This window comes from Serratia sp. G204Y (genome assembly GCF_051172435.1).
Classification (GTDB): domain Bacteria; phylum Pseudomonadota; class Gammaproteobacteria; order Enterobacterales; family Enterobacteriaceae; genus Serratia; species Serratia sarumanii.
Map to the genome: position 1 here is coordinate 2,105,146 of NZ_JBPIZA010000001.1, position 15,120 is coordinate 2,120,265.

At 59.9% G+C, this 15,120-nt stretch carries 14 protein-coding genes; 4 read left to right on the forward strand and 10 right to left on the reverse strand.

Annotated elements, in window-relative coordinates; translation table 11 throughout:
- Positions 1–26: 26 nt before the first annotated feature.
- On the reverse strand, positions 27–863 hold the full coding sequence (locus tag ACSBQQ_RS10270; RefSeq protein ID WP_033646685.1) for a hypothetical protein: 837 nt from the start codon (positions 861–863) through the stop codon (positions 27–29).
- Positions 864–1,074: 211 nt separating this feature from the next.
- On the opposite strand from ACSBQQ_RS10270, the gene deoC reads away from it, so the two are divergent.
- The 4 genes from deoC (at position 1,075) to ACSBQQ_RS10290 (ending at position 6,410) form a co-directional block, all read left to right on the forward strand.
- The gene (deoC, locus tag ACSBQQ_RS10275) at positions 1,075–1,755 is read left to right on the forward strand and encodes a deoxyribose-phosphate aldolase (protein ID WP_033637798.1); all 681 of its coding nucleotides are present in this window, start codon (positions 1,075–1,077) and stop codon (positions 1,753–1,755) included.
- A gap of 152 nt (positions 1,756–1,907) precedes the next feature.
- The gene (gene deoR, locus ACSBQQ_RS10280; protein ID WP_033646689.1) at positions 1,908–2,672 is read left to right on the forward strand and encodes a DNA-binding transcriptional repressor DeoR; all 765 of its coding nucleotides are present in this window, start codon (positions 1,908–1,910) and stop codon (positions 2,670–2,672) included.
- 979 nt (positions 2,673–3,651) lie between these two features.
- Positions 3,652–4,950, forward strand: a complete 1,299-nt coding sequence (locus tag ACSBQQ_RS10285) for an HAAAP family serine/threonine permease (RefSeq protein ID WP_004938697.1) — start codon at positions 3,652–3,654, stop codon at positions 4,948–4,950.
- 92 nt (positions 4,951–5,042) lie between these two features.
- Entirely contained in the window at positions 5,043–6,410 is a 1,368-nt protein-coding gene (locus tag ACSBQQ_RS10290) for an L-serine ammonia-lyase (RefSeq protein ID WP_033646691.1), read from the forward strand.
- Between the two features lie 54 nt (positions 6,411–6,464).
- Here ACSBQQ_RS10290 and ACSBQQ_RS10295 read toward each other — a convergent pair whose 3' ends face one another.
- The 9 genes from ACSBQQ_RS10295 to ACSBQQ_RS10335 all read right to left on the reverse strand — a co-directional run bounded on the left by ACSBQQ_RS10295 (position 6,465) and on the right by ACSBQQ_RS10335 (position 14,837).
- Positions 6,465–7,130 (reverse strand): response regulator transcription factor, encoded by a 666-nt coding sequence (locus ACSBQQ_RS10295; RefSeq protein ID WP_041034282.1) that lies wholly within the window; start codon positions 7,128–7,130, stop codon positions 6,465–6,467.
- Positions 7,127–8,515: an FKBP-type peptidyl-prolyl cis-trans isomerase N-terminal domain-containing protein gene (locus tag ACSBQQ_RS10300; RefSeq protein WP_060428354.1), complete on the reverse strand. Its 1,389-nt coding sequence runs from the start codon at positions 8,513–8,515 to the stop codon at positions 7,127–7,129. Before ACSBQQ_RS10300 ends, ACSBQQ_RS10295 begins: the two co-directional genes overlap by 4 nt.
- A complete protein-coding gene (locus ACSBQQ_RS10305; RefSeq protein ID WP_060428352.1) occupies positions 8,512–8,934 on the reverse strand; it encodes a hypothetical protein in 423 nt (140 codons plus the stop codon). The genes ACSBQQ_RS10300 and ACSBQQ_RS10305 overlap by 4 nt, the downstream gene beginning before the upstream one ends.
- A gap of 24 nt (positions 8,935–8,958) precedes the next feature.
- On the reverse strand, positions 8,959–9,513 hold the full coding sequence (locus ACSBQQ_RS10310; RefSeq protein WP_033646700.1) for a fimbrial protein: 555 nt from the start codon (positions 9,511–9,513) through the stop codon (positions 8,959–8,961).
- 50 nt (positions 9,514–9,563) lie between these two features.
- Complete coding sequence (locus ACSBQQ_RS10315) at positions 9,564–10,202, reverse strand: fimbrial protein (protein ID WP_060428350.1); 639 nt, start codon at positions 10,200–10,202, stop codon at positions 9,564–9,566.
- Between the two features lie 71 nt (positions 10,203–10,273).
- The gene (locus ACSBQQ_RS10320; protein ID WP_048321394.1) at positions 10,274–11,038 is read right to left on the reverse strand and encodes a fimbria/pilus periplasmic chaperone; all 765 of its coding nucleotides are present in this window, start codon (positions 11,036–11,038) and stop codon (positions 10,274–10,276) included.
- A gap of 81 nt (positions 11,039–11,119) precedes the next feature.
- Positions 11,120–13,654, reverse strand: coding sequence for an outer membrane usher protein (locus tag ACSBQQ_RS10325; protein WP_072269908.1), 2,535 nt, complete (start codon positions 13,652–13,654; stop codon positions 11,120–11,122).
- 46 nt (positions 13,655–13,700) lie between these two features.
- The gene (locus ACSBQQ_RS10330; protein WP_033654626.1) at positions 13,701–14,237 is read right to left on the reverse strand and encodes a fimbrial protein; all 537 of its coding nucleotides are present in this window, start codon (positions 14,235–14,237) and stop codon (positions 13,701–13,703) included.
- Between the two features lie 78 nt (positions 14,238–14,315).
- Positions 14,316–14,837 carry a fimbrial protein gene (locus ACSBQQ_RS10335; RefSeq protein WP_060387494.1) on the reverse strand — a complete coding sequence of 174 codons (522 nt, stop codon included), beginning with the start codon at positions 14,835–14,837 and terminating at the stop codon, positions 14,316–14,318.
- Positions 14,838–15,120 lie beyond the last annotated feature (283 nt).

The window sequence follows — 15,120 nt, forward strand, 5'->3', positions numbered from 1 at the left end:
GACCGGGGCATTACCGCCCCGTGATTTCACACCACGCCGGTGGTCACGCAGAACGCACGCGTTTTTCCCGCTCCCAGCATCACCCCCGCCTCACCCTCTGGCGCATTCGGGCGGCAGTTCGCCGGCTGAACAAAGGCCAGCAGCCGCCGGTTGCCCTGAACGGCGATGCGCCGGAGACCATAGTTGAATTGCCCGGTGGCGAAGCGCGTCACATAGCGCCGGCCTTGCGGCGTCAGCATAAAGAACTCGGCCTGATCCACATAGCGCGTCAGATCGTCGGAGCACAGCAGTTCTTGCCCGATCGCATCCCCTAACAAAGCCGGCGTCGGCAGATTCTGGCGGAATACCGCGTCGGGAATGCAATCATAGTTGAGGCGACACACATAGGGCAGCGGCTGCGGCCGCTCGCCTAGGTTAGTGACCTTCATCTCTATGGCGAACTGCGCGCTCTGGGCTGCCAAACGCAGCGCCGGGCCGATGCGCCAACGCCCGCCCAACCGCTCGCCTTCGCCATGCAACGTCAGCTCATCGCCCGTCAGCTCCAGCCACACGCGTTGCATCAGTGGCGGCGCCGGATCCTGACCCGACCAGGCGGGATAGAACGCGGCATCGTCAGCGCGCTTTTTTCCTGCGCCCCGCACGCTGCGGCGGCCCGACTTCAGTGAGTAACCGTCAAACTCAGCATCCCAGATCGCGAGGCCCTGATACGGTAAAACCGTCAGCGCGCCACGGCTGTTCGCCAGCGTCAGCATCGGCCCGCATTTTGCGCAGCGATGCGCACTCACCGCGAAATCCGCGTTGCGGAACAGTTCCTGCCGCTGCGCCCCGAAAGCTTCAGGAGCCAGATCGATGTTGATCTTCATCTTTTTTCCCTCGACGTTGCGCCCGCGCAGGCCGCGAGCCGCTAAATGTTATTTAAATAACAAAACCACACCTTTAAGTTATACGCATAACGGCCTGTTCGCGACGATCTCGTCGACATTTTTAAACATCGCTAGGTTTATCGACATCTGAATGTTATTATTTTCACATTACCCATCCCGCTTACTGTCTTAACCTCACTAAGGAATCGCGATGACCACCGAAAACATCGATTACGCCAGCTACGTTGACCACACCCTGCTGGCGATGGACGCCACCGAACTGCAGATCGCCAAACTGTGCGAAGAAGCGCAGCAGCACAACTTCTATGCGGTATGCGTCAACTCCGGCTACGTGCCGCTGGCGGCCCAGCTGCTGCAGGAAAGCACCGTGAAAGTCTGCTCGGTGATCGGTTTCCCGCTGGGCGCTGGCCTGACCGTCGCCAAAGCCTTTGAAGCCAAAGCGGCGATCGCCGCCGGCGCGCAAGAGATCGATATGGTGATCAACGTCGGCTGGTTGAAAAGCGGCCTGCTGGACGAAGTGAAAGCCGACATCGCCGCCGTGCGCGAGGTTTGCGCGGCGATCCCGTTGAAGGTAATATTGGAAACCTGCCTGCTCAGCGATGCGCAGATCGTCCAGGTTTGTGAAATGTGTCGCGAACTCGATGTGGCCTTCGTGAAAACTTCCACCGGCTTCAGCACCGGCGGCGCTCGGGAAGAGCACGTCAAACTGATGCGCGAGACCGTGGGCAGCGAAATGGGCGTGAAAGCTTCCGGCGCCGTGCGCGATCGCGCCACCGCCGAGAAGATGATCAACGCCGGCGCCACGCGTATCGGCACCAGCTCCGGCGTCGCCATCGTATCCGGCGCCCAGCCGGCGGCGGGCAGCTACTGATCGTCGGCATGCCCTGACGGGCACAGCCAATACACAACGATGCGGGACAATACGGGCGGCCAATGCGGCCCGATATTGCCCCGCATCGTTGTGTTTAACGCCGGAAACGCCGGCACGCCCTTTACCTCTACTACCTGTGGGAAGACGGACCTATGGAAACGCGGCGCGAAGAACGTATCAACCGGTTAGTTCAGGCGTTAAAACGCGCTGACAAGATCCACCTGAAAGAAGCCGCCGTGCTGCTTGGGGTCTCGGAGATGACCATTCGCCGCGATCTGAGCGCCGAACCGGCGCCGGTGGTGCTGCTCGGCGGCTATGTGGTGACCGATCCGCGCAGCAACGGCGTGACCAACTACTTCGTTTCCGATCAAAAAGCCAAGCAGGTGACGGAGAAACGGCGCATCGGCCTGCTGGCGGCCCCGTTGATCAATGAAAACGACACGGTGTTTTTCGACTGCGGCACCACCACCCCGGCGATCATCGACGCCATCGCCGACGAGCTGATCTTCACCGCCGTGTGTCACTCGCTGAACACCTTCCTGGCGCTGCAGGACAAACCGAACTGCAAAGTGGTCCTGTGCGGCGGTGAGTTCAAGCCGAACAACTACATCTTTTCCAGCGTCGGCGGCCGCAACGAGCTCGATCACATCTGTCCGAACATCGCCTTTATCTCCGCCGCCGGCCTCAGCCTGCAGCATGGCGCCACCTGCTTCAACTTCGACGAGCTGGAGATGAAGCATCGCGCCATGGCGATGGCGCAGCAAAAGATCCTGGTGGCGGATCACAGCAAGTTCGGCAAAACCAAGCCGGCCTGCATCGGCCCGCTGACGCAGTTCGATCGGGTGATCAGCGACCGCCAGCCGGACGCCGACTTCATGGCGTTCTTCAACGACAACGCCATCGCTACCCGCTATTAGTCCGCCTTCTGCGCCGTCGAAACCGACGGCGCACCGTTGCAATCCCCTTCTTTCCCCGCCCGAAAATGAACAAATAATGCGCAATCGATTCGCGTTTTTCGCTTATCCGCACGCAACATCAGGTTAATAAAATGCAACAGGTCACCCGAGTGATTATTTTCTCGCAGGCTAAACACGCTGTCGGCTGGGTGAATTAACGACTATTTATGGCTTTTATATGATAAATCGCGCCAAAGGTCGGGATGTTTAAATAAACGGCGGTTTAAGCGGTTGCAGCAAATCTCGCCAATACCTGTTAGGCATCTGTTATTTATATGATGAATGGTTACGCATTTCTATCCGCTAACCACGTAAGTAATTTCCCTTCGTTATTAACGGCGATTTTCATTAAAAACCATTTAAAAACAAATTGATGAATGAAATTTTACTTAAAAATACAATGTGATCCACATCACTAAAACTGCTTAATCCGGGTTTTTCGCTAGATCCAAAACCACGCATAAAATATATTGCTCGGCTTGCTGCTGAGCACAGCGCTTTATCCGGCTAATTATTGTACAAACCGCATAATCGCAGAAATTATTATGAGAGCGTTCTCAGCACAAAATCTTACACAAATGTGCAACAAATGCGCGAAAAATCGATAAAAAAGCAGATAACTGCACATATTACGCATTTGAGAGCAGGATCACGGTTGTTTCTACTGTAAATCGTTATCTTGCCGCCAACAAAAATCGACAGGCAAAGACCTATCGGCAGTGGTAACGACTTTTATCGCCCGTGACGGTGAAAAGTCTTTAGTGAATTACCCGGCGCTGTGCCTTGGTAATGAACGCAATAAACAACCAGGGGGACGCCAAAACATCCCCGCAAGCAACACCTGATTCTTACCGCAAGCGTTGCCTGAATAGGACGTTTGACGGTTTAACCTTAAGTTTTGCCTTTTAATTTTAAATTCGTGTTCACTTCGGAGATATTTATGGACACTACACAGACCGGCACAATTGCCTCTGCGGCCTCGGGCTCCAGCAGTACCTGGCGTAAAACGGATACCATGTGGATGTTGGGCCTGTACGGCACCGCCATCGGCGCAGGCGTCCTGTTCTTGCCAATCAACGCCGGCATCGGCGGTTTGATTCCTCTGATCATCATGGCCATCATCGCTTTTCCGATGACCTTCTTTGCCCACCGCGGCCTGTGCCGTTTCGTTCTGTCCGGCAAGAATCCCGGTGAAGACATCACCGCCGTGGTAGAAGAGCACTTCGGCATCACCGCCGGTAAACTGATCACCCTGCTGTACTTCTTCGCCATCTACCCGATTCTGCTGGTTTACAGCGTGGCGATCACCAACACCGTCGACAGCTTCATCACCCACCAGTTGGGTATGACGTCGCCACCGCGCGCCATCCTGTCGCTGATCCTGATCGTCGGCCTGATGACCATCGTGCGCTTCGGTGAGCAGGCCATCGTGAAAACCATGAGCATCCTGGTCTTCCCGTTTGTCGCGGTGCTGATGCTGCTGGCGGTGTATCTGATCCCTAACTGGACCGGCGCCATCTTCGAAAACGTGTCGCTGTCCGGCAGCGGTACCGGCATGGGCCACGGCCTGATCATGACCCTGTGGCTGGCGATCCCGGTAATGGTGTTCTCCTTCAACCACTCGCCGATCATCTCCGCCTTCGCCGTCGCCAAACGCGAAGAGTACGGCGCAGACGCCGAGAAGAAATGCTCCCGCATTCTGGCCTACGCACACATCATGATGGTGCTGACCGTGATGTTCTTCGTGTTCAGTTGCGTGCTGAGCCTGACGCCGGAAAACCTGGCGGAAGCCAAGGCGCAGAACATCTCGATTCTGTCTTACCTGGCTAACCACTTTAATAACCCGATGATCGAGTACATCGCGCCGGTTATCGCCTTCGTCGCCATCACCAAATCGTTCCTGGGCCACTACCTGGGCGCGCGTGAAGGCTTCAACGGCCTGGTTGCCAAGTCGATGAAGAGCCGCGGCAAAACCGTCAGCACCGCCAAGCTGAACCGCATGACCGCTATCTTCATGCTGGTGACCACCTGGATCGTCGCCACCCTGAACCCAAGCATCCTGGGCATGATCGAAACCCTGGGCGGCCCAATCATCGCCATGCTGCTGTTCCTGATGCCGATGTATGCCATCCGTAAAGTGCCTGCCATGCGCAAGTACAGCGGCCACATCAGCAACGTGTTCGTGGTTGTGATGGGTCTGATCGCCATCTCTGCTATCGTGTTCAGCCTGCTCGGCTAATCACGTCCGGCCGGCGCCGCTGCGCGCCGGCCCTCCCGCACTCCCCCATTTCCCGTATTCACCGCCTGAAACCTGAAGAAGGAGGCGAGACCATGGTCAGCGTTTTCGATATTTTCAAAATTGGCATCGGCCCATCCAGTTCCCACACCGTTGGCCCGATGAAAGCCGGCAAACAGTTCGTCGACGATCTGATCGCCCACCAGCAGTTGCAGGACACCACCCGCGTGGTGGTCGACGTGTACGGTTCGCTGTCGTTGACCGGTAAAGGCCACCACACCGATATCGCCATCATCATGGGCCTGGCCGGCAACCTGCCGCACGACGTGGACATCGACAGCATTCCCGGCTTTATCCGCGACGTCGAACAGCGCGGCCGCCTGCCGCTGGCCAACGGCCATCACGAGGTGGATTTCCCGCAGCACGGCGGCATGAATTTCCACAGCGATAACCTGCCGCTGCACGAAAACGGCATGCGCATCCGCGCCTTCGCCGGTGAGCGCCTGCTGCACAGCAAAACCTATTACTCGATCGGCGGCGGTTTCATCGTCGACGAAGAGCACTTCGGCCAGTCTGCCGAGGGCGCCACGCCGGTGCCCTACCCGTTCAAATCGGCGCACGATCTGCAGCAGCATTGCAAAGACACCGGGCTGTCGCTGTCCGGCCTGGTGATGCAGAACGAGCTGGCGCTGCGCAGCAAGGCCGATATCGACGCGCACTTCGCCGACGTCTGGCAGGTGATGAGCGCCGGTATCGAACGCGGCATCAACACCGAAGGCTTGCTGCCCGGCCCGATGAAGGTGCCGCGTCGCGCCGCCGCGCTGCGCCGCATTCTGGTGACCGGAGACAAGAACAATATCGACCCGATGAACGTGGTCGATTGGATCAACATGTTCGCGCTGGCGGTCAACGAAGAGAACGCCGCCGGTGGCCGCGTGGTCACCGCGCCGACCAACGGCGCCTGCGGCATCATTCCTGCGGTGCTGGCTTACTACGACAAGTTCATCCGTCCGGTAAACGCCAACTCCTACACCCGTTACTTCCTGGCATCCGGCGTGATTGGCGCGCTGTACAAGATGAACGCCTCGATCTCCGGCGCCGAAGTGGGCTGTCAGGGGGAAGTGGGCGTGGCCTGTTCGATGGCGGCGGCCGGGTTGACCGAGCTGCTGGGCGGCAGCCCGGCGCAGGTGTGCATCGCGGCGGAGATCGCCATGGAGCACCATTTGGGGCTGACCTGCGATCCGCTCGCCGGCCAGGTTCAGGTGCCCTGCATCGAGCGTAACGCCATTTCCGCCGTCAAGGCGGTCAACGCCGCACGCATGGCGATGCGCCGCACCAGCGAACCGCGAGTTTGTCTGGATAAGGTGATCGAAACCATGTACGAAACCGGCAAAGACATGAACGCCAAATACCGCGAAACCTCGCAGGGCGGGCTGGCGATCAAGGTCGTGGCCTGCAACTGACCGCCACGGCGAGGCACTAAAGGCGCCGGCCGCTCCGATTGGGCCGGCGCCTTCTCAGTGCTGCGCCTTCCCTGCCGCAATGCCAGGCTGAATGCCGGCTCGCGCCCCCACGGCGCCGGGACGGGCGCTGTGCCGCAGCCAGCCGTAAAGTTCGGCATTACGCCGGAACCCCATCTTGCGCATAACGCTCATCTTGTGATTACTGACGGTTTTCACGCTGATGTCCAGCATCCGTGCGATTTGCGTCACTCCCATCTCCCGCGTCATGCAGCGCATGATCTCTTGTTCGCGCAGCGTCAGGCCTCGGTGCTGGCATACGCAGTTCATGCCACAACTCGGCCTGCCCGGCCATTTGCTGCGCCGCTCCAACTCGGCGTTCACCTGATACAGCGCCGATACCAGCGGCGTATCGTGGTAGATGACGCCGGCCTCCAGCGCGCAGCGGGTGCCGGCGGTGCGTTTATGCCGCCCCTCCGGCGTTCGCAACGAGAAATACAGCGTTTGGCGCCCCGCAGCCTGCGCCTCAAAGAAGTGACAAAAACAGCTTTGCACGCCGGGAGGAAAATAGCAGAACACCAGATCGGCTTCGTGAACCTGCTGCGCATCCAGTAACAGCGTGCGCTTGCCGTAAGTGCTGAAGTGCAGTGCCAGGGCCTCCTGCCAACCAGCGCTGAAGTAACGGTTTTCATCAAATAGCGCGATTTTTATCATGGTGTTCATCCCTGCCCTCCCGCCGTGTCGGCTTCCCGTTTAACCGCCTTGGCACCCTTTGCCGGTGCCTGGCTGTTGTCGATGCGTAATTCATAAACCATGGTGGCGTTGGGCGGCACCTTCGGCGGATAGCCGGTTTCGCCGTAGGCCAGCGCCGGCGGCACGACCATCGTCAGCGAACCGTGGTTATGCAGATGGCTTATCGCCTCCCGAAACAGCGGCGGATATTCGGACAGCGGTTGCGACAGCACCTTGCCGCTCAGTTCCATATCCTGGATCACCGTGCCGTCGGTCAGTTTCTCCTTCACCACCACATCGACCACCGCCGTTGGCGCCAACGTCCCCTCCCCGGCGTAATCCACCCGATACCAGAAGCCCATCGCCGACGGCTTAACGCCCTTTTGTTGACGGAACTGCGCCAGGTAATCTTCGTCACGCCGCCGCTGTTCGTTAACGCGTTTCTCACGCGCGGCCACGGCGGCGGCATCCGCCTGCGCCGTCAGCGCATTCAGTTCATCCGGCGACAGCTGCAAACGCCCCGACACGCTATCGATGACGCCCGCCAACAGGCTGTCGCGGTCCACCGGTACGCCCCAGCTTTGACGCTCCGTCATTACCCCCTGAATATCCCGCCCCAGCGCACTGCCCGCCGCATAGGACAAACGCTTGCGTTCATCCTTCAACTGCTCCGGCGTCATCTCCCATTGCAGCCGCTGATGCAGCGCCAACAGCGCCTCGCGCGCCTGCTGGGTCGCCTTCTGCTCAGCGGCTCGCTTCTGCTCACTCGCTTCCAACGCGGCGCGCAGAGCGTGCAGCGCCTCCTGGTGCTCACGCTGGCGTTGTGCAAGCGTCTGTGCCGATGCCTGTGCGGCGGACTCCAGCTCGCTGGCGCGCCGTTCGGCCTGCATCGCCGCCGCTTTGGTTTTGGCGGTTTCCTGCGTCGCCTGACGCAGCAGCGCCTCGGCGCGCTGGGCATCGGGCGAACCGCGCCAGGCGGCGCCCAGCCCGGCGATCCACTGCTGCAGCGTTGACGAATCAGGCAACGTCGCGACGGGTGGCGCCGCTTTCTCCGCCCGCAGCGCGGCAAGTTCCTGGCGCAACATCGTCAGTTCCATTCGCTGGCGCGCCAGCTGTTGGTCACGTGCCAATAATGCCTGGCTCAGCGTAAAAGCTTTGGCCGGTGAAGCCGGCTGGTGGGTGTCCGACGGGCGCTTCGCCGGCTCACGCTTTTTTTGCCCCGACGCATGGTCGGCGGGCGCCGCGTTTTCGCTCTTCGGCCCGGTGCTCTGCCGTTGATACTGCTCGGCAAACTGCAGCAGCGCCGGCACGCCGTCGTCCGCCTGCGCAACGCCGGTGAACAGCAGAGCGACACAGCCGAGCAGACGCAGCCTCATTTAACCTGCTCTCCGCGATCCGCCAGCCCGGTCAACACCGCCTGATTCACCCCGGCGCACAGATAGTTGACCTTGTAGCGATACAGCGCATCCACCGTCTCCTGCGTGTCGCCGTTTACCCGCGCGCGCAGATTGGCGTACTGCGAAGCGCCGCTCATCAGGCTGTCGAAGGCCTGTTTATAGCGCTGATACTGCTTCTCGTTGATGGTGCGCAATGCGCCCAGTTGCTGCTGGCACTGCTGCAGCTGCTCGGCCTCACGCTGCTTGCGCAAAGCCTCTTCTGACGGCGCTTGCACAGCCTGATTTTGGGTGTTCACGGCGGGTTTGCCCGATTTTTGGTTTTGACAGGCGGCGGCGCTCAACGCCAACAGGCACAGCAGGCCCATGCGCAGGGCGCGATTGAGGGGCTTTATCATCATTGCGTTTTTTGTCCTTGTAGACGCTTATTCGTATTCCAGCGTAAAAGTGGCCACCGCGCTGAAGGTGCCGCGGCCGATGGTCTTCGTTTGGATAGCCTCCGGCTCCCCCTGCACATAGGCCTGCAGCGTGAGCGTGGTGTTGCCGGCATTCAGGCGGAATTTATCGCTGGCGCGATTGAGCGGCAGCGCCTTGCCGCTGCTGTCCTCCAACCCGATGCCGATCCCCGAGGCCAGGCTGCCGGCATCCAGCGCCAGCAGGCCGGGCAGTTTGGCGTTCTCGGTGCCGGTAAACGTAATGGCCACCGTATTGCCCAGGCTGAGATCGCACTCGGTCAGGTGCAACGCGAAGGTTTGGCTATGGGTGCGGGTGTTCAGATACAGGTATTTGTCGACGATGGTGCCGAAATCCAGTTGGATATCCTCATCTCCCGGCTGAATGACGCACGGCTCGGCCACCAGCGTCCCGTGAAAGCGCATGTTTTCCGCCGCGTCCGCCGGCTGCGCCATCATGCCGGCCACCATGACCATGCCTGCCCCCAACAGCGCGCTCCGGCGCCGGTTCGTCTCTGTCGCGCGCATGACGCCACTCCCTTTGGTTAGGCTTGCGCCGGCTCGGCGCAAGCGGCGTATTAGTCGTAATAAAGGCGGAAATCGATCGCCGCACGGTAGGCGCCGGCGCTCAGCGTCGCCGGGGTGCGCACCGGCGTCACCGTATACGTCAGGGTGTTTTGCCCCGGCGTCAGCAAGATCGGTTTGTTACGCGCGCCGAGGCGCACCGGCAGGCCGCTGGCATCCGCCAACTGCAGCCCCAAGCCGGTAACGCCGGCGACCCTGACCAGGCTCGGCGCATCGTCATCCGCCGACGCGGCAAACGCCACGGACACCGCAGGCTGGCTGCCGCTCCAGGCCAGCACCCCGGTCCAGGCGTCGCGGTTGCTCGCCGGCGCCCGCAGGCAGTCTTTCAGCGTCAGCTCGAACGCCACCGGCGTGCCGCGATCGCCCGGGCGCTGAAAATGCGCCGTTCCCGTCTCCCCCAGCCACACTTCCTGACGAGCGGTGGTCATTTCCAGACTGCAGGCGCTTTCCGTCAACGCGCCGTAGACGTGGAGCGTGCCGTTCGCGCCCTCCACCTCCCAGTTGTCCACCGCGCGGGCCGGCGGCATCAGCACCAGCATCGTGCCCGCCGTCAGCGGCACCATCAGCGCGGCCAACACCGTCAGGCCGATAGTGCGTCGCTGATGACGTTCATAGGCTTTTCCCAACAGCATGGGGATATTTCGTTGCATGATTCGTTCACTCCGCTGTGTTCACTCTGTCTTCCCTGCTGGCGCGCGGCTCGTCATTTGGCGACCGGCACGACCTGGCAGGCATTGCCGGCGCAGCGGAAGTTCAACTGCGGCCGCCCACCGTAATCGTTGATGTACGCCAGCGACGGCCCGTTGCCGAGGCTCGCGGCGGAGACGTTCAGCGGGGCGCTGGCCTTCGGCGCCACCATCAGCGGTTCAAAGCCCGCCGCCCCTTTCCCGCCCTTGCCGGCGCTCGCCTCAACGATCGTCACGTAATACGGGGTCGGGTTGTTCACCACGTACTTGTCGCCCTGCCGGGTCAGCGTCAGCTGCTCCTGCCACGGTGCGGCATTCTTTTTCGGGGCGAGCGCCGCCGGGCGATAAAACATTTTGATGCGCGTCTGCAGCGCTATCTGCAGCGTGTTCGGCTTATTGCTGCGCGGCGGGATCTCGCGCAGGTTGAAGTAATACAGCGTCTCCCTGTCCTGCGGCAGCTGACGCGCCGCCGGCAGCGACTGGATCTTCACCTGGCTCGGTTTGCCCGGTTCCACCCGCTGCACCGGCGGCAGCACGGTGAAAGGGCTTTGGATCTTGTTGCCGCGGTCGTCTTCGATCCATCCCTGCGCCAGATACGGCAACTGTTTGTTCTGGTTACTGATGTTGAGACTGACCGTTTTCAGGTCGCCGTCGAAAATCACGCGCGTGCGATCCAGCGCGATGGCCGCATGAGCGGGCAGGCTGACCGCGCCGATCGTCAACGCGGCGGCGAGCGGGCCCACAAGGAAAACGGTCTTTCTGGTCATAGTCAGATTCATCATGTCTTCACGGTTCCAGTCGGCCGGAAGCGGACGAGCCCGCCCCGGCGGTTTAGCGGCGGAGCGCACTCCGCCGGGTGTATGTCAGTTGGCGTCGGCCGCCGGCTTGTCGCCGGCAAGAGGACGGCAAGGCAGCAGCAACGTGTTCATCAACATTTCGGCCGGCAGCGGCGCCGGCAGCTGGATTTCACACTGCGCCGCGCCGTTCCAGTGCACGCTCATGCGCTCGCCGGGATTGAGGCCGGACAGGTAAACGCTGCCGCCGTCATTGATGATGCCGGTCTCCTGTTTGCGGGCATTCAGCACCGTGGCGCCGAACGGCGGCTCGCTGCCGTCCGCCAGCTTGACGATCGCCATCGCCTTCTCGCCGGCAATCACCTCAAACTTGCGGTAGCCGATGGCCCCCTCGGTCAACGTGGCCTGCACCACCGAACGCGTCGCCTCGACGTTGTCGCTCAGGCTGTTGAGATCGATACTGGCCTTGTTGCGGTAGTAGCTGTTTACATCCGCCACCACCGCCTTGCCGTAACGGTTGGTCAGCACCGTACTGCCGTAGCCACGCACCGGCACACCGGCGACGCCTTCGGTATCGAGCAGCAAACGCGTGCCACCCGGCGTATTGACGCGGTGCAGCACCGCCCCTTCCGCCGCCATTGTCAGGCCGCCCTGCGCGCCGATACCGACGGCGCTGTAGCGGCCGGCCTGGTAGCTGGCGTTGGCGTTGATCTGCGCCATATCGCCCTGATGGCTGTAATAACCGCTGGCCGTCGCTCCGCTGCGTGCGGCGCCGGCGCTGATCTGATAGTTGTTGTGTTCATCGACCCGGTTGTAGTACCCGACCCGGTGGGCGTTCTCTTCGCGATCGAGCGTCATGTTGTAACTGAGCGTGCCCGCGCTGCCCCAGGGCAGCGACAGCGACAGATACATCCCGTCGTCGTTGCGCTCGTTGTAACGGTTGCGATAGGCCGACAGCGACACGCTGACGTTCTTGAAATCGCCGATGTCGAAGTAGCGCGACACCATCAGGTTGTAACGATCGTTCGGTGCCCGATCCCAGTAGGTTTGGTGGCTGTAGTTGAGATAAGTGCTCAGCCCCAGATCGCGGAACTGTTTGTTGAAGGTGATGGTGTACATCTCCTTGCTCTTGCCGCTGCGCCCCCCTTCGTAACGCGCATCCAGGTAGTCCCCCATGCTCATGAAGTCTTCCTGAGAGAAGCGGTAACCGGCGAAGGTGACCTGGCTGTCGTATTCATCGAAGTTCTTCGAATAGCTCAGCCGGTACGAACCGCCGGTCAACGTGCCATCCTGCGGCAAACGCGCACGCGACTGCGTGGCATCGAACGACAACGCCCCCAGCGCCATCAGATCGCGCCCGATCCCCAGCGACAGCGCGTTGTAATCGCCGCCGGCGATGCCCCCGCCGTACAGCGACCAGCCGTTGCTGATCCCCCAGGAGAACTCGCCGGTGCCGAACATCGGCCCGCGCAGATGGTGCCCCCACTCCGACGGCTTGCCCGTCGCCAGCTTGTAACGCACCGTACCCGGCCGCGTCAGATAAGGGATGTTGGCGGTGTTCATCTTGAACTCCTGCACGCTGCCGTCCTGCTCTTCGACGCGCACGTCCAGCTCGCCGGAAACCGCATCGTTGATGTCCTGAATGCGGAACGGCCCCGCCGCCACCTGCGTTTCATACAGCACGCGCCCCTGCTGGCTGACCACCACCTTGGCGTTGGTTTTCGCCACGCCGGTCACTTCCGGCGCATAGCCGCGCAGGTTGGGCGGCAACATGCTGTCGTCGGATCGCAGACTGACACCGGTAAAGCGCAGGCTGTCGAAAATGTCGGAGTTCAGGTAATCCTCACCCATTGTCAGCCGCGAACGCAGCGCCGGGATCGCCCGGTAGGCGTAATAGCGGCTCCAGTCGAACTGTTTATCGGTCGGCTGAGAAGAGCCGGTCTGATGGTTGAGGTTGGCCTGCCAGTCGGCGCGCAGACGCCAGGCGCCCAGGTTGGCGCCGCCGGTGCCGTTGCCGCTCAGGCTGTAACTGCTGCCGCCCTTCTGATGTTTTTGCGTTTGGGCGTTGACGTTATAGTCAAACAGCAGCCCAGGAATACCATCATCCCAGCGCGAAGGCGGGTCCCAGTTTTCCGAGCTGTATTCCAGATAGGCCTGAGGAATGTTGAGATACAGCGAAGAGCTGGCAAGATCGCCGCGGGCTTCCATCCCCGCCAGGCTGGAGGCGTCAAGGCAACGGCCGCCGTGCGTCCAGTTCAGCGTGCTTAACAGTTTTTCTTTCAGCCCCAGTTGGTTGACCAACTCCGGCGAAAGACAGGCTTCGCTGCCTTTAGGATCGCTCTCGGGCGCCATAAACGTCACCGGCTGTTCCGGCAGATCGTTCTTATTGACGTGCACCACCATGGTATAAACGCCCGGCATGATGTAGCCGCTGCGCGTGAATTGGCTCAGATCGATATTTTTGCGATCGTTGATGTCCAATACGTCGGTATTGAATTGAATCACGTCGGCGGCATAGACCAACGCGATTGGATTTCCCAGAGAAAGGGCAACGCAAAGCCCCAAGGCCTGAAGACGAAATAACTTCCCTGCCGGTGAAAGCATAATAAAGTCCTTTCAATAACGAATTAACCGTCAGTACGAGAAAAAATCAAAAATAATCCAGCTTAAAACGCACTGTGGAAAAATACGCTCCCACCTTCAACGGCTGGTGATTCGGCATCAACGTCATGGAATAATTCAGCACTCGGTTCCCCGGTATTATTCCCTCCATCGGCAAAGGTTTCCCTGGAATAACCGCCGTGCCGCTGCTGTCTTTTATCTCCAATGCAACGCCGCGCGCATCGCCCTGTACGCCAAACAGAGCGCCTTCCGCATAACCATCAAACGTGACCTGAAAGAATTTCCAGTCAGGCTTGTTTTCCGGCCGTTCCAAAATGCAATTGACCAATTCGATACTGAAAGGTTTGGTCATCCCCTGGCCGTCACGAATGATCTGCCCGAGAGGAATAGTGTCCATATCGATCGTCTGATCGCGGCTGCCGGCGGCAATGGCGCAGGCGGTGTCGATAATGGCGCCGTGCATGTTGACTTTGCCCCACCCCTGCGCGGCGGAAGTTGCATGGCCGGGCGCAAACGCCAACGACGCCAAAAGAACGGCACCCGCTCGATTCCTTGGTAAAAACATCGCGACATTCCTTTGACAGGGAGATTCACCAGGCATGCGGCGAACCCCATGCCTGGTTGATTAAGCCTTCGGGCTCACTTACTGATAAGCCAGGGTGAAATCGGCTACGGCAGTGAAATCGCCCGGAACGATGGCGGCGGAAGCGCCTTCGCCCTGCAGGTAGGCGGCGAAATGCAGGGTGTTGTTGCCGGTATTCAGGGTCTGCGCGGTAGTCGCTTCACCCAGTTTGATCGGCTGGCCATTGTAAGAGATGGCTACGCCGGCGCCGCTGGCGGTGCCCGCGATACCCAACAGATCCTTGTCGGTGGACGATGCGACGCCGCTGAAGGTGGTTTTAACGGTTTTCAGCGTGGTGATGTCGCACTGCTCCAGTTTGATTTCAAACGGACGCGGGTTGGATTTGCCGCCGTTTTTCAACGCCACGTTGGAAACCTGGCCCAGATCTACGGTCTGATCGATCGACTCGGGCGCAATAGAGCATGGCGCATCAATAATAGAGCCCGTGAAGGTGACCTTACCGTGTCCCTGATCGGCTGCCTGTGCAAAAGAACTTGTGCCAAATGCAATCACTGCAGCCATCATGATTTTGTTAAGTTTCATAGAACCTATATTCCTTATAAGAAAAAATGCATATTCCAATCAAGAAAAAGAGCAACAGGAAACCTGCTCGCGCTTATATGTGCGCAGCCCTGATTCTTTAGCATCTTGCTGGTTGGTTAACTGCCAAAACCCAAAGGCATCGACAATAAATACGTCGATAACGGCAAGTCTGCAGCGGCCCGCCCATTAATGAATCCGTCATATAAAAATAAACGAAATCACAACAAGCAGAGGCCAATACTTTCTAATCCGCCCTTCTTGTCCGGCGATGAATATTATGGCA